Below are 18,461 nucleotides of genomic sequence, written 5' to 3'. Positions count from 1 at the left end.
CCATCGGGGCACTGTACAAGTACCTACCGCGTTCCGAGGGGGACGCATCGACAAGGAGGCTGCCATGCAGAACGACCCCGCCAAGCCCGGCTACACCACCGACGGCTCCACCAACAAGCCGGTTGACCACGACGAGGACCAGTTCGCCCAGGACACCGGCTCCGCCCTCGGCTACGGGGAGGAAGCGCAGAGCGATACGGAAAACGCCCAGATCACCTACGAGATGGACCTCGAGGACGGCGGCGACCACCCCACCCTCGAGGGTGAGTAGTCACACCTCCCAGCGCACGTCGGCCGGCGACTTGTCGTCGCGCCAGCCGCGCCAGGAGGCGTGGCGCACCTTGCGGCCGCCGGTCGCCCCGGTGAGCGCCACCTCGGCGACGTGCTTCGGGGTCACCCACCAGGCATCCTTCGCGTCCTCGGCCGGCACCTCCACCGGGGGAGTCTTGCGCTCGGCGCGGCGCAGCCTGGCCCCGATCTCATCGAGCTGCGCGGCCGAGAGGCCGGTGCCCACGCGCCCGGCGTAGCGCAGCTCACCGGCCTCGTCCGGCACCGCGACCAAAAGGGACGCGATGCCGCGCTTGCCGCGGCGCGCCCCGATCACCACCACCTCCTGGTGCAGCTCGCGCTTCACCTTCAGCCAGAGGCGGCTGCGCTCCCCCGCCACGTAGGGGGAGCTTTGCTGCTTGGCCACGACCCCCTCCAGCCCCATCTCCCCCGCCACCCGCCACGCCCCCTCGAAGCTGCCCGTGTGGGCGGGCGGGATGGCCACGTGCTCCGTGCCGCCCAGCTCCTCGAGCAGGGCGCGGCGCGCGTGGTAGGGCTCGCCGGTGAGGTCGCGCTCCCCGACCCGCAGCAGGTCGAAGGCCATGTAGCGCAGCTCCGCGCCGGGCTCGGCCGCGCGCAGCAGCGAGAAATCGGGGCGGCCTTCCTCGTTCAGGGCGACGAGTTCGCCGTCGAAGGTGGCGTCGGCAAGCAAAAGCCCCAGCTCGGGGGCGTGCGGGAAGAGCTCGGTGTAGTCTTTCCCGGCGCGGCTTCTAAGGGTGGCGCGGCCGTCGCGCACGTCGGCGATGATGCGGTAGCCGTCCCACTTCATCTCGAACGCGAACTCGGTGCCGTCCTGCTCGGCGAGCCTGATGTCGGCCAGGGTCCCCGGCGCCGGCAGCATCGGTTGCGGCGCCGGGCTGGCCGGTTTTGCATTGCTTGCCGACGCCCCCGGCTGCCGCCGCATCAGCTTCAGCAGCCAGTTGTCGCCCTCCTTGCTTCCGGGGCTCCCGGGGCTCCCGGGGCTTCCCGTGCGGATCAGGGCGAAGCGCCGGGGCACGCCGCCGAGGCCTCCGCCGGGGCGGCCACGCAGGACGGCGATGACCTCCGAGTCGCGCCACTTCTCGATCTCGCAGGTGCCGATATCCCAGATCTTTACTGTGCCCGCGCCGTACTGGCCCTTGGGGATCGTGCCCTCGAACTGGGCGTACTCGATCGGGTGGTCCTCGGTTTGGACGGCGAGGCGGGTGAGCTCGGGGGCGAGGGGCGGGGCCCTCGGCACGGCCCATGACACGAGGACGCCGTCGTGCTCGAGGCGGAAGTCCCAGTGCAAGTGGGAGGCGTGGTGCTCGCCGATGACGAAGATGGGCTCGCCCTCGGCCCGGGGCGCGGGGGCCGCGTCGGGGACGGGCTCGCCGGTCTTGGTCTTGTCGCGCATGGACCTGTAGGTGGCGAGGCGGTCTGGTGCTTGGGCGGTCTGGGCTGTCTGGACGGTCTGGGCGGGCCCGGGCATGCCGAGCCCGGCGATGGGGTCCACGCCGTCCGCGACCCGCTCGATGACCTCCTCGAACTCGAGGTGCTGCAGGCCGGGGCTCTCGATCTCCTCCCAGGTCCGCGGCGCGGCAACGGTTGGGCGGGAGCGGCCGCGCAGCGAGTAAGGGCAGACCGTGGTCTTCTTGCCATTGTTCTGGCTCCAGTCGATGAAGACCTTGCCCTCGCGCTCCGACTTCTTCATGGTGGCGGTGACGCGCCCGGGGTGCTCCTCCTCCAGCGCCTCGGCGAGGGCGCGGGCGACCTTGCTCACCGCGTCGGCGTCGCTTAGCCCGTCGAGTCCCGCGTAGAGGTGGATCCCCTTCGAGCCGGAAGTGACCGGCACCGCCTCGAGCCCCATGCCCTCGATGATTTCGCGGCACCACATCGCAACCTCGGCGGTCTGCTCGAGGCCCACGCCGGGGCCCGGGTCGAGGTCGAGCACGAGGCGGTCCGGGTTGGCGGGGGCGCTGCCCGTGCCGAAGCGCCACTGCGGGGTGTGCAGTTCAAGGGCCGCCACCTGGGCAAGCCAGGCCAGGGTGGCGGGCTCGGCGATGAGCGGGTACTCGCTCAGGCTCGTCTTGTGCTGGATCGAGGCGGTGGGGATCCACTCGGGTGCCGAGTCCTCGAGGTCTTTGCGGAAGAAGCTTTCGCCGTCCACCCCGGACGGCCAGCGCTTGCGGGTGACGGGCCTGCCCTGTGCCTGCGGGATGAGCGCATCCGCGACCTCCAGGTAGTAGCGCATTACATCGGCCTTGGTGGTGCCCGTTTCCGGGTAGAGCACCTTGTCCAGGTTGCTCACCTTGAGTTGGCGCTCACCCACTCGCACCTCGCTGCCTTCGGAAGCCATGCAGGCCAATCTATGCGCGCGCCGACTGGGCGCGCCACGGTTGCCGGCTGCATCAACCATCGCGGTTCTCAGCTCGGGGGCGGCGGGAAGAGCACGGGGTCCGGCGGGGCGGCGGCCCGCGCCGTCCCGGTTGCCGACCCGCCCGGGCGGTGCCTGAGCTTGTAGCCCGCGGAGTCGGTGTGGCCCTGAGTCTGGTTGAAGTGCATCGACCCGTCGGCGTGCACCACTCCCACTTCCCCGCTGCCTCCCGGGTCCCGGTCGACGTGGCGGCGCCCGTCGCGGCAGTCCCGATGGTCGTTGTTTGCGCGGTGGTGGGTCCGGCACAGGCCAATGAGGTTGGCTAGGTCCGTGTCGCCGCCGTGGCTGTAAGCGTGGAGATGGTGAACCTCTAGCTCTGACATTGGGCGGGTGCAGCCCTCCCAGGCGCAGACCCCCTGCAGGGCCAGCAGCGCGATGCGCTGGTACACGTTGGCCAGGCGGGTCCGGCCGAGCGACAGCGGCAGGCCGGTGACGGAGTCCAGTTGGAGGACAAAATCCTGGCCGTTCAGACCCAGGCGCATCATTTCGGCAGGGGGGAGGTTGACCCCCACGTTGGTCTGGAACGAGGAGGTCGGGTCAGCGCCCGCCAGATCATCCGCGGTGACCGAGATGATCAACGATGCCGCCCCGCCGCGGTCTGACTGGCGGTGGCGCTCCCAGTTCTGCAGGATGTGCACCAGCTCGTCGTGACGACGCTGGCCCGGGGTGCGGTAGTCGCGCTCCCCGCTGCCGGCGCCCGCGTTGGAGTTCGCCGGCAAGCCTGCGTCCACGTGCGCCTTCAGCAGCGCGAAGATGCCTGCCGTGGTGTCGATGGTGATCCGGTACTTACCGCTCGCCTCGTCCTGCTGGAAGAAGAGGGTGCGCTGGTCCCAAGCTGCGTTCGGGTTCGCCGCGGGCCTGTGCTTGCGGTTCGCGTTGGCCACGAGCCGCTCAACGTATTTGCGCAGGTCCTCCGGGGAGCGCAGCTTGGCCGCCTCGGTGGCCTTCTCCAAAATCGAGGTCCGCTCAGATGCCGCCTCCGCCGTGAGCGCCTTCAGGCAGCGCTGAATGATTCGCGCCTTCTCCGCGGAGAGGTCGCGCGAATTCTTCCGCGCCTTCTCCTGCCGTTCCTTCTCCTGCTGCTTCTTCTCCTGTCCCGCGTCGCTCCCGCCGCCGAAGTCCAGCGTCTCTTCTTCCCCGCCTTGTGCGCCCCCGGCGGGCGGCTCGGGCGGGGCCGGTGGCGCGAAAAGCTGCCGGCCGCGACCCAACCTGTCGTACGCCTCAGAGGCGGAGAGGCCGAGGCGCTCCTTCAGATACTCGGCGGCGTACGGTGACCCCACCTCGCGGCCCGCGTCATTCCGTTCGCATATATAGGCGAACGCGGCATCGAGGTACGTCTTCGCGGCCACAGCCCGTTCAAGCCGCTCCATGGCGTGCATCACGCCGGCAAATTGAACGGACGAGGGGTCATCGAAAACCGATAGCAACCCGGTAAGACCACGCTCAACCTCATCCACGTAGCTCTCAACAGATAGCATCTGCACCCCTCCTCCCCATTCGCCTTGAGCACTCCTAAAGTTACCTGTTAAACTCCGTAGAGTCAACAGTAAACCGAAACTTTTTTCTAGCATTTTTACGTGCGGTCGAAAGGGGGCGTCGAGAAGCAAAAGCCCAGCTAAGATGGTGCGCATGCGCGCAATTTGGTCCGGCTCCGTCACGTTCGGCCTCGTCAATGTTCCCGTCAAGGCGTACGGGGCGACCGAGGATCATGACCTGTCCTTCCACCAGGTCCACGACAAGGACGGCGGCCGCATCCGGTACGAGCGGCGTTGCGAGGTATGCGGCGAGAAGGTGGAGTACAAGCACATTGACAAGGCGTTCGAGGAGGACGGCGACACTGTCGTGCTCACGGACGAGGATTTTGCGACGCTGCCGGAGGCGGACAACGACGAAATTGAGGTGGTGCAGTTCGTGCCCGCCAATCAGATTGACCCGCTCATGCTGGAGAAGTCCTACTACCTGGCGCCGGAGGGTAAGACGCCGAAGTCGTACCTGCTGCTTCGCCAGACGCTGGAGGATTCGGAGCTGATCGCCGTGGTCCGCTTCGCGCTGCGCCAGAAGACCCGCCTCGGCGTGTTGCGCGTGGTGGGCAAGGTGATTGTGTTGCAAGGGATGATGTGGGCCGACGAGATCCGTGAGCTGGATTTTGACGGGGAGTTCAAGGGAACCAAGTCCCGCGCCAAAATTTCAGACAAGGAGATGGAGCTCTCGGCGCAGCTGGTCAAGTCCTACGCTTCCGACTTCACGCCGGAGGAGTTCGAGGACGATTACCAGCTTGAGCTGCGCAAACTCATCGACGCGAAGTTCGAGCAGGGCGACACGATCGACACCGAAGCCACCTTCGGCGAGCAGCCCGAGCAGGCGGAGGACGACGCGGACGTGGTCGACCTCATGGCCGCGCTCAAGGCCTCGTTGGACAAGCGGTCCAAGAAGGACAGCGCTTAGGGGGCTTTTGCTTGGCGACGCACCCCCGCCGCCGCCACCCTCCCGGAACCTAGTTACCTGTGATCTTCTTCAGGCGATCGATGTGCTGCGACGCCTCGGCCTTGGTCAGGTCGGCCGGGATCTGCTCGCCCGCCTGCTTGGCCAGCGTATCAATGTAGGACTTCTGCGCCTCGGTGGCCGGCTGGTCGCCCGATACCCACTCGGACGGGTCCTTTTCCAGGTTGCCGTCCCGAGCGTCGCCGGTGGCGCCGAGCATCTCCTGCCCCGCCGCGGCCTCCTGCCCCGCCGCGGCCTGCTGGCCGTCGACGGCGGGCTGGTTGTCGAGGCTTCCGGGCTGCTCGGGGCCGTCGATCTCCGGGTCATACGGGGGCTCGAGCGGCGGTTCGATAGGGGTGCTCTGGGGATTCACGGACTCAGTCATAGCGTCATGCTACCCAAATCCCGCCCCCTTCCGCTTTCCCCACCGCCACCCATCCCTCCCGCCCGCGCGCTGTTGGCGTTTTGCGCGTTGTCAGCGTTATTTGCGTTGTCCGCGCACGCCGTGAGCCCGCCCGCGGGTGCTTGACAGAAGTTTAGGCTTACCTTACTGTTGGACCCGTTCCTGCCGATTAGCTTAGGCTAACTTGATCGACATAAGGGGAAGTGTTGAAGCTTTCACACAGAATTGGCGCCGCTGCCGTCGCGTTCCTGACCGCGGCCGGGCTCACGGCGTGCGCGGACAACGCAAATAACGCTGACAACGCGCAAAACGCCAACAGCGCAACCACCGCGGCACAGGCCGACGCCAATGGGGCGAGCTCCAAACCGCGCGCCGCAGACGGCGCCATCACGGTGACCGACGCCGCGGGCCGCAAACTGGAGTTCGAGGAGCAGCCTGACCGCATCGTGCTCGCCGAGGGCCGCGCGGCCTACGCCACCGCCCTGCTGCAAGAGCACCCCCTGGACAACGTCGTGGCGTACGGCCAGGACCTGGAGAAGGCCGCCCCCTCGTTCCGCGACAAGCTCTTCGAGGTGCAGCCGGACGCCAAGGACATGCCGGTGATCGGCGCCATCCAGAAGGGCGACGTCACGGTTGAAAACCTGCTCGCCCAGGATCCGGACGTGGTCATCATGACGCTGGACCAGAAGAAGGCGGTGGAGGAAAGCGGCTTGATCTCCGACATGGACAAGGCCGGCATCACCTACGCCTTCATCGACTTCCGCCAGAAGCCGCTGGAGAACACCACCGTCTCCATGACGCTCCTGGGCGACCTCCTGGGCCAGCCGGAGCGCGCAAAGAAGTACAACGAGTTCTACACCGCAAAGGTCAAGGACATCACCGACCGCGCATCCAAGATCGCGGACAAGCCCGACGTGCTGCTGTGGACTGCGGCCGGCTACACCGATTGCTGTGCCGTCGCCGGCGACGCGCACCTGGGCACCCTGGTTACCGCCGCGGGCGGCCACAACCTCGGCCCCGAAGTCCTGGGCACGGAGAACACGACCATCACCGTGGAGAAGCTTGTCGAGCTGAACCCGGAGAAGCTCATCGTCACCGGCGGCGAATGGGCGCGCGACCCGAACAAGACTGATGCCTTCCGCCACGTGGAGCTGGGCTACCAGTCCTCCCCCGAGCTCGCCCTTGAGTCGTGCGACGGCCCGCTGCAGCAGCCCGGCCTGGATCTCCTCGACGCTCCGAAGAACGGCAACTACTTCGCCGTGTACCACCAGTTCTACGACAACCCCTTCAACGTGTTCGCCCTCGAGGCGTTTGCGAAGTGGATCCACCCGGAGGAGTTCAAGGACCTTAACCCCACCCAGGATTTCAAGGACTTCCACAAGGAGTGGATGCCGTTCGAGTACAGCGGCGAGTTCTTCATCGACCCGGCCCACCCGGAGGAAAGCTAACGCATGACTTCGCACGTATCCGCGGCGCCTGAACCGGCCGTGGATGCTCGCCAAGCCGCGATCGACAGCTACCGCAAGCGCGGGCGCCACAAGGCGCTCGCGATTGTGGGGCTTTTGATCGCGGTCTTTGCGAGTTTCCTGGTCGCGGTCATCGTCGGACCGCTCGACATCTCCATCGCCGACGTGTTCAACGCGGTGTTCCGCCCCGAGCAGGTGGACGCCCAGACGCAGGTGGTGATCCGCACCCTGCGCCTGCCGGCGGCCGTGATGGCCGTGCTGTGCGGCGCCGCGCTCGGCCTCGCCGGCGCGCAGATGCAGACCATCCTGGACAACCCGCTGGCGGAGCCGTTCACCCTCGGCATCTCGGCGGCGGCCGCGTTCGGCGCGGCGCTGTCCATCGTCATGGGCTGGACGCTCATTGACAACCCGCAGTTCAACCTCGCGCTCACGGCGGCGATCTCGGCGCTCATCGCCGTGGCGATCGTGGCGCTGGCCTCGGTGTGGCGCGGCGCCACCGCGGAGTCGATGATCCTGCTGGGCATCGCCCTGTCCTTCTTCTTCCAGGCCCTGCTCTCCCTGCTGCAGTACAGCGCCAACATCGAGGCGCTGCAGCAGATCGTGTTCTGGACCATGGGCTCGATGCAGCGGGCCAACTGGACGGCCAACGCCATCCTGGCGGTGGTGCTGCTTGCCGCCATCCCCTTCTGCGCCGCGAACGCGTGGCGCCTGACCGCCCTGCGGCTCGGGGACGACCGCGCCGCCGCCCTGGGCATCGACGTCAAGCGCCTCCGCCTCACCACCCTGCTGGTGGCGTCCTTCCTGGCGGCGTCCGCGGTGGCGTTCACGGGCATCATCGGCTTCATCGGCCTGGTGGGCCCGCACGTCGCCCGCATGCTGGTGGGCGAGGACCAGAAGTACTTTCTGCCCGGCGCCGCCGCGGCCGGCGCGATGCTGCTGAGCATGGCCTACGCGGTGTCGCTCTCGATCATCCCGGGCCTGGCGATCCCGATCGGCATCATCACCTCGCTGGTGGGCGTGCCGTTCTTCGTCTTCCTCATCTTCACCCGGGCACGCCGAAGGAGCGCGTAAGTTATGTCAGTTCGTGCGGATAATCTCACGGTGCAGTACGGGCGCACGACCATCCTGCACTCCATGACGTTCGGCCCCCTCGAGCCGGGCAAGGTTGTCGGGCTGATCGGGCCGAACGCCGCCGGTAAGTCCACGCTGGTGAAGACGATCGCCGGCATTAAGAAGCCCGCGGAGGGCGCGGTGGCCATCACCGACGGCGGCGCCGAACTCACCGGCAAGGCGCGCGTGGAGGCCGTCGGCTACGTGCCCCAGGACCTGCTCAGCAGCGCCTCCCTGACCGCGTTCGAGTCGATCATGGTCTCCGCGCGCCGCCGCGGCGTGGCCAACTGGGACCCGGTGGAGCGCACCGCCGCGATCATGGACCGCCTTGGCATCACGCACCTGGCTGACCGCCTCGTCTCCGACATGTCGGGCGGCCAGCGCCAGCTCGTGGCGGGTGCGCAGATGCTCGTGCGGGGGCCGAGCGCCATGCTTCTCGACGAACCCACCTCAGCGCTCGACCTCAAGCACCAGGTGGCCCTCTTGGACATCGTGCGGGCGGAGGCCGTCGGCACCGACCGGCTCGCGCTCGTGGCCATCCACGACTTGAACCTGGCTGCCCGCTTCTGCGACGAGCTGCTGGTGGTCAAGGCGGGCCGCGCCATCGCCCACGACACGCCCCAGGCGGTACTCACCCCCGACCTGCTCGAGGAGGTCTACGGCATCCGCGCCCGCGTGCTGGATGACGCCGGTGTGCCGGTGATCTGTCCGGTGTAGGGCCGGTGTAAAGGGGGCGTCGATAAGCAACTGCCTCTCCCCCGGAATCCGTATACAGTGAGCGCATGCATGCACAACGCGCGATCGCGCTGGGAATGGTGGGCGCCGCGCTCCTTGCGGCCGGCTGCGGCGGGGGCGCGCCCGACGCGGCGCAGGACACCGCCCGGTTCACGTCGATGCAAGCCGCGGGAAGCGAAACGAGCTCGGCGCCGCAGGCCACCGAGCCGAGCGCCGATCGGCCGGCCGACACCGGGGCGGCGTGGAAGCGCGAGTACGAGTGGGTGCTCGAGCATCCGGACGATTACCCGGTGAATTCCGCGGCGCAGTACACCCCCGGCGGAGCGTCGAAGTACGCCATTGTCGAAGCCACCGGCGGCGGCACGCCCGAGCTGCTGCTCGCCGTGGGCCAGGGCCACACCAACCCCGTGATCGTTTTCACCATCGGGACCGATGGCAAGGCGGTGGCCACCACGGACGTGCTGATCATTGGCACCCCGGGCGACGGCGCGGCGCGCGAGACGGTGTGGGCGGCGGAAGACGGCAACGGCCTGTACCAAATCAGCGGCTCCTCCCGCAGCAGCCAGGCGCTGTCGCGCCACTTCGTGCTCGACGGGACATCGCTGTCCAAGACGGGCGAGAGGGACATTAATAAGGACGCGCCGGGCTCGGAGTACCTCGGCATCGACTGGGTGGACATTTATAACCGGCAGCCGCTGACCGAGGGCACGCTCACCGTCGCCCCGCTCGGCGCCGCCGCCGGCACCGCGGGTGCGGGCAGCAGCCTCACGGCGGGACCGGGCCAGGTGCAGTTCACCGGCACCGTGGTGCGCAAGACCGGCGCGGAGCTGATGGCGCCGCTCGGCCGAGGAATGCCCAGCGGCGAGTCCCCGGACAGCGAGTACTTCCTGCTGTGGCTGGACTCGCCGATGCAGGTCACCGGCCGGAAGAACGTGGAAACTCTGACCAGGGAAGTCGAGTACATCGCTCTGGGCAGCCGCGAGTACTGGGCCAACGGCAAGACGCACGAGAGGCACCCCGAGTGGGAGGCGTACGTGGGCAAACGCATGGTGTTTGTGAAGGACCAGAACACAATCTACTTCCCCTCCGATACCTCCATGCCGCTCGGCGCCGTGTGGGCGGGCGACGACGACACGTACGCTGTCTTGGACTAGCTCCCGGCGCCTCGCTCCCGGCACCTCGCTCCCGGCACCTCGCGGGCGGGTAGCCTGGGGCGCATGCATCGTCGCAGCGCAGCAGCCGTCACCGCGGCCGCACTCGCCGCCGCCCCGCTCGCGGCGTGCGGCGGGGACTCCACGGACACCGCCGACGCCTCCTTTACCTCCCTGGCTCAGACCACGGCGAAGACCACTTCCGCGGCAAGCAGTGCCGAAGCGCAGCCCACCACCGCCCGGCAGCGGGGCGACGCCGCGTCGGCGTGGAAGCGCGAGTACGAGTACGTGCTCGATCACCCCGGCGACTACCCGGTGAACCCCGCCGCGTCCTACCAGCCAACGGGCTTCTATAGCTACGCCCTGGTGGAGGCGACGGGCGGCGGCGCGCCCGAGCTCCTGCTCAAGGTGGAATCGGAGGAGTTCAGCCCCGTGATCGTCTTCACCATCGGGGAGAACGGCAAGGCGGTCGCGTCCACGGACGTGCTGATCTCGGGCGCGCGCGGCGCCGGCGGCTCGCGCACGCGCGTGGATGCCGCAGCCGACGGCACCGGGCTCTACCAGGTGGACTCGATGTCCACCGGCACCACCGAGACGGCCGTGCTGTTCACCCTCGACGGCACCAGCCTGGCAAACACCTCCGGCGGGCAGGGGTACACCCCCTCCCCGCCCGCGGACCGCCAACTGGTCATCTGGACCCCCACGCAGGACCGCCAGCCGCTCGAGCTCGGCGAGCTGACCACCCAGGCCCTGCCGTCGAACCCGCGCGCGGCCAACGCCAACGCCACTTCCGCAGCCGCCCCGGCCGCGGGCCAAGTCCAGCTCACCGGCACCGTGCGCGCCGTGACCGGTGCGGAGCTCCAAGCCGGCAGCGGCCGCGGCATGCCCAACGGCGAGGACCCGCAGAGCGTCTACTACGTGCTCTGGTTCGACTCGCCACAGGACGTGACCGGCAAGAAGCTCACCGAGTACGTGACCAACCGCCAGGAGTACGCAGCGCTGGGCATGCGGGAGACGATGGCCAGCGGCCGCACCCACACCGATGGTTTGGAGTGGGCGGACCGTGTGGGCCAGCGCGTCACGCTCACCGTTGACCAGGACGGCTTGTGGTACCCCACCGATGCCGGCATGCCGCTCGGCGCGGTGCGGGTCGGCCCAGACTACAGCGTGGACGTACCGTAGCCCCCATGCGTATTTTCACGGTCGGCCACTCCAACCTCGAGCTCGACGAGTTCACCCGGCTGCTTGATGCAGCCGGGGTGCAATCGCTTATCGACGTTCGCAAACTCACCGGCTCGAAAAAGTACCCCTGGTTCAACGACGACTCCCTCGCCGAGCACCTGCCCGCGCGCGGCATCACCTACGGCAAGAGCGCAGGGCTGGCGGGGCGGCGCAACGTGTCCAAGACGGTGCCGTTCGACGTGAACGCCAACTGGCAAAACCGCAGCTTCCACAACTACGCCGACCACGCGCTGGGCCAGGAATTCGCCGAGGCGCTGGCCGAGCTGCGCCAGCACGCCGCCGAGACCCCAACCGCCATCATGTGCTCCGAGGCGGTGTGGTGGCGCTGCCACCGCCGAATCATCGCCGACCACCTCCTCGCCCACGGGGACGATGTACAGCACATCATGGGGCTGCGGTCCGACGGTGCGTCGATAAGCAGTGCAAAGCTTAACGACGGCGCCGTGATCGGCGACGACCTCCTCGTTCGCTACCCGGCGCGGGACTGAGCCCTATACCAGCGGCCAGGGGTACGGGAACTCCGATTGGGGCTCCGGCAGCCACGGCAGCCGCACGATCCGCGACGCCCGGGAACGCAGCGCCGCGACCTCTTCCGGCGCCAGTAGCTCCGCCACCTCCCCCGGCACCTCCTCCACCAGCGGCTCCACCGCCGCCACCAGCTCGTCCGGGATCGCCTCGTGGGCGAAATCCCAAATGACGGTGCGCAGCTTCGGATCCCGGTGGAAGCAGAGGCCCTGGTCGATGCCGAATACACGGTCGCCAGGCCCCAGCAAGACGTGGCCCGACTTGCGGTCGGTGTTATTCACCAGCAGGTCGAACACCGCCATTCGCAGGAACTGGGGGTGCAGGTCGGCGCGCGTCTCGTAGAGCGGAAAGTAGTGCGAGCCGTCGTTGTCCACGTAGTACTGCAGCGACCCCACACCCAGCGGCTCGATCTCGCGCACCACCGTCGGCGGCACTAGGTTCCAGCCCAGCCACTCGCTGAGCAGGTACGCGGCCCGCTCGCGCCGCCACAATCCGGGCTCGAAGTCGTGGAGGTAGCGCTCTCCGGCTTGCGGCTTGAAGATGCCCCAGCAGTAATCCTCTCCGAGCGTGAGGTCGACCAGCACGGTGAGGTTCGACGACTCCGCGAGCTGACCGACGAAACCGACTTCGCCGTGTTGGAGCAGCTCGATGGTGTTCACAGCTCAAGCTCCGAGATGGAGCACGGCTCCGCAGGAATCGACTGGAACGCGCCCCAACCCCGCCCTGTGAAGTGCGCGAGCGCCGCCTTGATCGGGTCGGCGTGCGTGAAGCAGGCAACCACCTCGCCCGGGTGGCACGCCGCGATCGCGCGCACGCCCTCCACCACGCGCTCCTGCATCTCCACGAAGGATTCCCCGCCCGGGAAACGGAACTCGCCCGGCCGCTTTTGCACCACCTGCCACTCGGGCAGTTTCGCAAGCTCAGTCAGCGACTTTCCTGTCCATTCGCCGAAATCGGCTTCGAGGAGAGCGTCGTCAAGCAAAAGCTCCTTTTCGAAGCGCGCGCACGTGGGCGTCGCGGTCTCGCGGGCGCGCTCGAGGGGCGAGGCATACACCGCGTCCACGAGAGCAAGCTGCTTGGCGACGCCCTCCGCCTGCCCCCTCCCCCGCTCCGAAAGGTGGAGGCCAGGCGCGCGCCCGGGGAGAACCTTGCCGGTGGTGGGCGTCTCGCCGTGGCGAATGAGGTAAATAATGGTCATTCCACTGCTCCAAAGGGATTGAACACCGGCACGCCAAGGCGGCGGAAGTACCCCTTTCCCATGTAGTTACGTCACTACATCGTATTGGCGGGCACCCACCCCCCACAACCCCGGCGTACCCCCGCCGGCATGACTGAAGCGACGACCACCCCGCCCGCAATCACCACCCTCGGCGAGCTCAAGGCCGCCGGTTATCAGTACAAAACGGTGCGCGAGGAGCTGCGCGACAACCTGATAGCCAAGCTGCGCGCCGGCGAGGATCCGTGGCCGGGCCTGCACGGCCTCGAGCACACCGTGCTGCCGCAGGTGGAGCGCGCCATCATCGCCGGGCACGACATCGTGCTGCTCGGCGAGCGCGGCCAGGGCAAAACCCGCCTGCTTCGCCCGTTGCCGTTGCTTCTCGACGCCTCCGTGCCCGCCGTCAAAGGCTCCGAGCTGCGCGAGCACCCGCTGCACCCGGTCACCGACGCCACCCGCCGCCGCATCGAGGAGGAGGGCGACGCGCTGGAGATCGAGTGGATCCCGCGCGCGGCCCGCTACTCCGAGAAGCTGGCCACCCCGGACACCTCGGTGGCCGACCTCATCGGCGACGTGGACCCGATGCGCGTGGCGGAGGGCCGCCGCCTGGGCGACCCGGAAACCATCCACTACGGCCTGATCCCCCGCTCTAACCGCGGCATCGTGGCCATCAACGAGCTGCCGGACCTGGCGGAGCGCATCCAGGTGGCCATGCTCAACGTGATGGAGGAGGCGGACATCCAGATCCGCGGCTACATGCTGCGCCTGCCCCTGGACGTGGTTGTGGTGGCCAGCGCAAACCCGGAGGACTACACCAACCGCGGCCGCATCATCACCCCGCTCAAAGACCGCTTCGGCGCCGAGATCCGCACCCACTACCCCGTCGAGCTGGAGGACGAGGTAGCGGTGATCCGTCAAGAGGCCCAGCTCACCGCCCAGGTGCCCGAGGTGATCATGGAGGCGCTGGCCCGCTTCACCCGAGCGCTTCGCGAGTCCGAGGCCGTGAACCAGCGCGCCGGCGTATCCGCCCGCTTCGCCATCGCCGGCGCGGAGACGGTCGCCGCCTCCGCCACCCGGCGCGCCGCGGTGCGGGGCGAGGATGGCCCCGTTGCGCGCCTGGTGGACCTGGAGGCCGCGGTGGACGTGCTCGGCGGCAAGGTCGAGTTCGAGCACGGCGAAGAGGGCCGCGAGTGGGACGTGCTTGAGTACCTGCTGCGCAACGCCGTGGCGCAGTCCGTCCGCCGCCGCATCCGGGGCCTCGACTTCGCCCCGCTCATCGAGGCGCTTGACGGCTCGACCTTCATCTCCACCGGCGACTCCGTCACCGCCGCGGAGTTCCTCGCCGGACTGCCGGAATTGAGCACTTCGCTTTACGACGACATCGCTCACGCCTTCTCCGCCGAGAGCGAGGGCGAGCGGGCTGCAGCGATCGAGCTGGCGGTGGAGGCGCTCTACCTCACCCAGAAGATCTCGAAAGACTCCGGGGAGGGTGAGACCATCTATGGTTAAGCCCCGCTTCCAGCACTACCGCAAGTACACCCCGGGGCCGGACCCGCTGGCCCCGCCGCCCGACCTGGCCAAGGCGGTGCGCGCCATCGCCGACGAGGTCATGTTCGGCTACTCCGCCGAGCAGGCGCTGCGCGAGTACCTGCGACGGGGCGCCGATTCGATGGCGGGGTATGACGATTTGTTGGCGCGCTTGAGTGAGCGTCGGCAAGCAATGCTCCAAAAGAACAACCTCGCCGGGACCCTGAACGGCGTGCGCACACTCCTCGACGAGGCCATCCTTGCCGAGCGCGGGCAGCTGGCGCGCGATGTGGACATGGATGACCTGGATCGATCCATGCGCGAGTTGACGCTAGACAACCTGCCCGCCTCCCCGGCGGCCGCGGTGACCGAGCTGGGTGGCTACGATTGGGCCTCGGGCGAGGCCCGCGAGAAGTTCGACCAGATCCGGGATCTGCTGGGCCGCGAGCTGCTCGACCAGCGCTTTACCGGCATGAAGGACGCGCTCGCGAACGCCACCGACGCGGACCGGGCGGCGGTGGCCGAGATGCTGCGCGACCTCAACGTGCTGCTGGGCAAGCACCGCGCCGGCATGGCCACGGACGCCGATTTCCGCGAGTTCATGGCCAAGCACGGCGATCAGTTCCCGGAGAACCCGCGGACGATCGAGGAGCTGGTGGAGCTTATCGCGCAACGCTCCGCGGCGGCGCAGCGCCTGCTCAACTCGATGACCGAGGAGCAGCGCCGCGAGCTGATGGAGCTCTCCGCGCAGGCCTTCGGCTCCGAGGAACTGCTGAACCTGGTTGCGGAGCTCGACGCGAACCTGCGCGGCATCCGCCCCGACCTGGACTGGACCGGCTCCGAGACCTTCGAGGGCGACGGGGACGGTATGGGCCTCGGCGAGGCCACCCGCGCGATGCGCGACCTGGGCCGGCTGGACCAGCTGGCCGAGGCCATGAACGCGGCGCGGCCCGAGATCGACCTCGACGAGGTGGCCGACCTGCTGGGCCAGGACGCGGCCACCAGCGCAAAAGCGCTGCGCGACCTGGAGAAGGCGCTTCGCGACTCCGGCATGATAGCCAAGGGCGAGCAGGGCACGCTGCGGCTCTCGCCGAAGGCAATGCGGATGCTGGGCAAGGAGCTGCTTGGCAACGCCACCTCCCACCTGCCCTCCCCCGGCAACCGCGACTCCCGCTTAGCCGGCCAGACCGGGGAGCCCACCGGCGGCACGAGGGCGTGGGAGTTCGGCGACACCGCGCCCTGGGACACCACACGCACCATCACGAACGCGATCCAGCGGGCGGCAGGCGCAGGCGAGCTCTGAGTGTGCTACAGGCCGTAAATAGTTGAAACGGAAAGTAAGATACGACATTATTCATTAATATAATGTTTTTGTCAGGCGGAAGACGGCATACGAGATAGGAGTCCGTCTCGTGGGCTCGGCGCGGGCGGGCTCGGCGCGGGCGGGCTCGGCGCGGGCACGCCGGGCGGCGGCGTGCGCATCGGACTCGAGGACATCGAGGTGGTGGAGACCGAGGCGCGCACCCGCAACGCCGTGGCGCTGTTGGTGGACACCAGTTTCTCCATGGCCATGGAGGGCCGCTGGGCGCCGATGAAGCAGACGGCCCTGGCGCTGCACCACCTCATCTCCACCCAGTTCCGCGACGACGAGCTGACACTCATCGGCTTCGGCCTCTACGCCCAAACGATGACCATCGATGAGCTCACCGCCCTGCCGCCGATCCAGGAGCAGGGCACGAACCTGCAGCACGCGCTGCTGTTGGCGGACCAGTTCTTCGCCCGGCACGTCAACCACGAGCCGACCCTGCTCATCGTCACCGACGGCGAACCCACCTCCATCCTCACCGAGTGGGGCGAGGCCCACTTCAACTGGCCCACGGACCGGATCACGCTTGCCCGCACCGTCGACGCACTCGACCAGGTGACCAAGCGCGGAGCCCGCACCACCTTCTTCCGGCTGGCGGACCACCCCGGGCTGATCGCCCTCCTCGACGCCCTGGCGAAGCGCTCCGGCGCCCGCGTGGTGGCCCCCGACCTCGGCGAGCTGGGCGGGGCCGTGGTGGGCGAGTACCTACGGCGCTAGGCCGCCCCCGCGCCCCCGCGCTTGCCGGCAGCGCCGGCGGCACCAGCGGCGAGCGCCGCCGCGCCCACCGCCGCCACCACGGCGGCGGCCCACACCCACCACGGCGTGGCGGTGCCCGCGGCAGCCGCCGAAGCCCCCGCCGAGCCGCTACCCGCCTCGCCCGCCCCCACGTCGCGGATCCCCTGCGCCTGGTCCGCCACCGGCGCCACCGCCACGGCCGCGTTGGAGGTCATCTCCCGCTCCGTCGGGTTGTCCGGGTCCTCGAACAGGCCGGCGGACATCACGCCCGCGACCTTCCCGCCGGAGAACACGGCGCCGCCGGAGTCGCCCGGCTGGATGCGCGCGCCGTGCTTGAGGCCCACACGCAGTGCACTCGGGGCGTCGTATAGCGCGAGCTCCGATTCGCCCTCCACCTCCGCCTTCGCCGATGGCAGGCGCGTGGTGCCGCCGGAACCGTCGCTGGACCAGCCGTAGATGGTGGCATCGCCGGACGGCAGCTCATCCGCGACCTCGGCGAAGCGCTCCAGCTGCATTTCTTGCTCGGTGTGCAGCAGGGCGATGTCGCCGCGCGGCGCCACCTCGTGCCGGTCCACCTTGTACACCTTCTGCAGGTCACCCTGCCCGGTCCGCACGGAGCCGCCGGGCTTGACGGCGGCGTCCACACAGTGGCGCGCGGTGATCACCCAGTGCGGATCGATGGCGGTGCCGGTGCACACGCCCTCGTCCGGGTCGCTGTCGTCCACCCGCACGGACACCACGGGGGCGGCCTCGGGCGCGTCACCCGCGAAGGTGTTGCTCTCCATGGCCAGCGCCGGCTGCGCCAGGCTGAGGGTTGCCGCCGCCGCAAGGGCGAAGGGGGTGCGTTTCATCGTTCTTCTCCTTTTTCTTGGTTGTTAGGTTGACCACCGCGTCCGTGGTGCGCCGCAGCGCGTCCTCCACCGGGCCGCGTGGGAAAAGCGCCAGCCACACGCTGGCCAGGGCGCACGCGCCAAGCACGCTCGCCCACGCGCCGAGCACCAGAGAGGTGGGCACGTGCAGGCAGTAGAGGGTCAGCGGCATCGCGCCCACGCGCGGTAGCACTCGTTGCCGCGGGTGCGCCACGAGGCAGCACAGGGAGCAGATGCTTATCGACGCCCCCACAGAGCCGACCACATCCACCACCCCGCCCGTGTGCCCCTGCGCCGCCGCGAAGGCCGGCAGGGCGGCGTACCAGCGGGCCGCGATGTCCCCGGCGAGCAGCAGCCCACCCACGGCCGCGCAGGCGGCGAGGCGCCGCCGGTTGCCGATCACGTGGCGCTGCGCCAGCAGCCCCGCCACCATGAGCGCCGCCCACATGCACAGCGGGTACGGCCCGCCGAGCACCGGCGCGGTGGCGCCGCCCAGCTCCGCCGAAAGCCCCGATGCCCCGGTCAGCGCCAGCGCCGCTACGGCCAGCCACCGCGACTGCCACCAGGGAGCGCGGCACAGCAGGATCATGCAGACGCCGAGCGTGGGCAGCACGACGACGATGTCGGTGGGGACCAGCGAAAGCGGCCACCCCAGCCCCGCCACCAGCGCGCCGCGCACCGCAACGTGCGCGGGCGTGGCACTGCCACGCGCCATGAAGCCCAGCGAGACCCCGGCGATGAACGCGAACAGCGCCGCCGGGAACCCGAAGAGCAGCTCCGCAGCCAGCCCGTCGGGGTACGTCAGGTGGGCGGCGATCATCGCTATCACGGCGACCGCCCTCGCCACGTCCACGCCAACCACGCGCTGCCCCTCTCTCGTCTGCATGGCGCACACGCTAGGTACGCCCATGTT

Annotated in this window: 16 protein-coding genes and 2 pseudogenes; 11 read left to right on the top strand and 7 right to left on the bottom strand. The window is 69.0% G+C overall.

Going from position 1 to position 18,461, the window contains the following annotated elements; translation table 11 throughout:
- Positions 1 to 64 precede the first annotated feature (64 nt).
- Positions 65 to 271: a hypothetical protein gene (locus BN4252_RS00625; protein WP_066524156.1), complete on the top strand. Its 207-nt coding sequence runs from the start codon at positions 65 to 67 to the stop codon at positions 269 to 271.
- On the opposite strand, the gene BN4252_RS00620 is transcribed toward BN4252_RS00625, so the two are convergent.
- Positions 272 to 2,644: an ATP-dependent DNA ligase gene (locus BN4252_RS00620; protein WP_066524154.1), complete on the bottom strand. Its 2,373-nt coding sequence runs from the start codon at positions 2,642 to 2,644 to the stop codon at positions 272 to 274.
- A 68-nt stretch (positions 2,645 to 2,712) separates the two neighbouring features.
- Entirely contained in the window at positions 2,713 to 4,200 is a 1,488-nt protein-coding gene (locus BN4252_RS00615) for an HNH endonuclease signature motif containing protein (RefSeq protein WP_066524150.1), read from the bottom strand.
- 151 nt (positions 4,201 to 4,351) lie between these two features.
- Here BN4252_RS00615 and ku point away from each other — a divergent pair, with 151 nt between their 5' ends.
- Positions 4,352 to 5,167: a non-homologous end joining protein Ku gene (gene ku, locus BN4252_RS00610; RefSeq protein ID WP_066524227.1), complete on the top strand. Its 816-nt coding sequence runs from the start codon at positions 4,352 to 4,354 to the stop codon at positions 5,165 to 5,167.
- Positions 5,168 to 5,216: 49 nt separating this feature from the next.
- Here ku and BN4252_RS11385 read toward each other — a convergent pair whose 3' ends face one another.
- A complete protein-coding gene (locus BN4252_RS11385) occupies positions 5,217 to 5,423 on the bottom strand; it encodes a DUF3072 domain-containing protein (RefSeq protein WP_066524225.1) in 207 nt (68 codons plus the stop codon).
- 386 nt (positions 5,424 to 5,809) lie between these two features.
- Between BN4252_RS11385 and BN4252_RS00600 the strand changes: the two genes are divergently transcribed.
- The 6 genes from BN4252_RS00600 (at position 5,810) to BN4252_RS00575 (ending at position 11,798) form a co-directional block, all read left to right on the top strand.
- Positions 5,810 to 7,054 carry an ABC transporter substrate-binding protein gene (locus BN4252_RS00600; protein WP_230208525.1) on the top strand — a complete coding sequence of 415 codons (1,245 nt, stop codon included), beginning with the start codon at positions 5,810 to 5,812 and terminating at the stop codon, positions 7,052 to 7,054.
- 3 nt (positions 7,055 to 7,057) lie between these two features.
- Positions 7,058 to 8,143, top strand: a complete 1,086-nt coding sequence (locus BN4252_RS00595) for a FecCD family ABC transporter permease (protein WP_066524143.1) — start codon at positions 7,058 to 7,060, stop codon at positions 8,141 to 8,143.
- Between the two features lie 3 nt (positions 8,144 to 8,146).
- A complete protein-coding gene (locus tag BN4252_RS00590) occupies positions 8,147 to 8,899 on the top strand; it encodes an ABC transporter ATP-binding protein (protein WP_066524138.1) in 753 nt (250 codons plus the stop codon).
- 65 nt (positions 8,900 to 8,964) lie between these two features.
- The gene (locus tag BN4252_RS00585; RefSeq protein ID WP_143341135.1) at positions 8,965 to 10,071 is read left to right on the top strand and encodes a hypothetical protein; all 1,107 of its coding nucleotides are present in this window, start codon (positions 8,965 to 8,967) and stop codon (positions 10,069 to 10,071) included.
- 63 nt (positions 10,072 to 10,134) lie between these two features.
- Positions 10,135 to 11,250 (top strand): hypothetical protein, encoded by a 1,116-nt coding sequence (locus BN4252_RS00580; RefSeq protein WP_066524132.1) that lies wholly within the window; start codon positions 10,135 to 10,137, stop codon positions 11,248 to 11,250.
- 5 nt (positions 11,251 to 11,255) lie between these two features.
- Positions 11,256 to 11,798 (top strand): DUF488 domain-containing protein, encoded by a 543-nt coding sequence (locus BN4252_RS00575; protein WP_066524129.1) that lies wholly within the window; start codon positions 11,256 to 11,258, stop codon positions 11,796 to 11,798.
- A 3-nt stretch (positions 11,799 to 11,801) separates the two neighbouring features.
- Here the strand turns inward: BN4252_RS00575 and BN4252_RS00570 are convergent, their stop codons facing one another.
- Both BN4252_RS00570 and BN4252_RS00565 read right to left on the bottom strand, forming a co-directional pair.
- A complete protein-coding gene (locus tag BN4252_RS00570; protein WP_066524127.1) occupies positions 11,802 to 12,494 on the bottom strand; it encodes an SCO1664 family protein in 693 nt (230 codons plus the stop codon).
- Positions 12,491 to 13,033 carry a histidine phosphatase family protein gene (locus BN4252_RS00565; protein ID WP_066524125.1) on the bottom strand — a complete coding sequence of 181 codons (543 nt, stop codon included), beginning with the start codon at positions 13,031 to 13,033 and terminating at the stop codon, positions 12,491 to 12,493. Before BN4252_RS00565 ends, BN4252_RS00570 begins: the two co-directional genes overlap by 4 nt.
- 129 nt (positions 13,034 to 13,162) lie before the next feature.
- Between BN4252_RS00565 and BN4252_RS00560 the strand changes: the two genes are divergently transcribed.
- The 3 genes and pseudogenes from BN4252_RS00560 to BN4252_RS00550 all read left to right on the top strand — a co-directional run.
- Positions 13,163 to 14,560, top strand: a complete 1,398-nt coding sequence (locus BN4252_RS00560) for a MoxR family ATPase (protein ID WP_066524123.1) — start codon at positions 13,163 to 13,165, stop codon at positions 14,558 to 14,560.
- A pseudogene (locus BN4252_RS00555) lies at positions 14,541 to 15,866 on the top strand (hypothetical protein); the annotation flags it as partial. The gene BN4252_RS00560 and the pseudogene BN4252_RS00555, both read left to right, overlap by 20 nt.
- Before the next feature lie 180 nt (positions 15,867 to 16,046).
- Positions 16,047 to 16,661 (top strand): annotated as a pseudogene (locus BN4252_RS00550) (VWA domain-containing protein); the annotation flags it as partial.
- On the opposite strand, the gene BN4252_RS00545 reads toward BN4252_RS00550, so the two are convergent.
- Together BN4252_RS00545 and BN4252_RS00540 are read right to left on the bottom strand one after the other, a co-directional pair.
- Positions 16,658 to 17,530: a trypsin-like serine protease gene (locus BN4252_RS00545; RefSeq protein WP_078056688.1), complete on the bottom strand. Its 873-nt coding sequence runs from the start codon at positions 17,528 to 17,530 to the stop codon at positions 16,658 to 16,660. The pseudogene BN4252_RS00550 and the gene BN4252_RS00545 overlap by 4 nt on opposite strands.
- Positions 17,439 to 18,434: a DUF418 domain-containing protein gene (locus BN4252_RS00540; RefSeq protein WP_143341134.1), complete on the bottom strand. Its 996-nt coding sequence runs from the start codon at positions 18,432 to 18,434 to the stop codon at positions 17,439 to 17,441. Before BN4252_RS00540 ends, BN4252_RS00545 begins: the two co-directional genes overlap by 92 nt.
- Positions 18,435 to 18,461 lie beyond the last annotated feature (27 nt).

Source organism: Corynebacterium bouchesdurhonense (assembly GCF_900078305.2).
Classification (GTDB): domain Bacteria; phylum Actinomycetota; class Actinomycetes; order Mycobacteriales; family Mycobacteriaceae; genus Corynebacterium; species Corynebacterium bouchesdurhonense.
The sequence above is the reverse complement of the archived record's forward strand: the minus strand, read 5'-3'. Positions and strand labels throughout refer to the sequence as shown.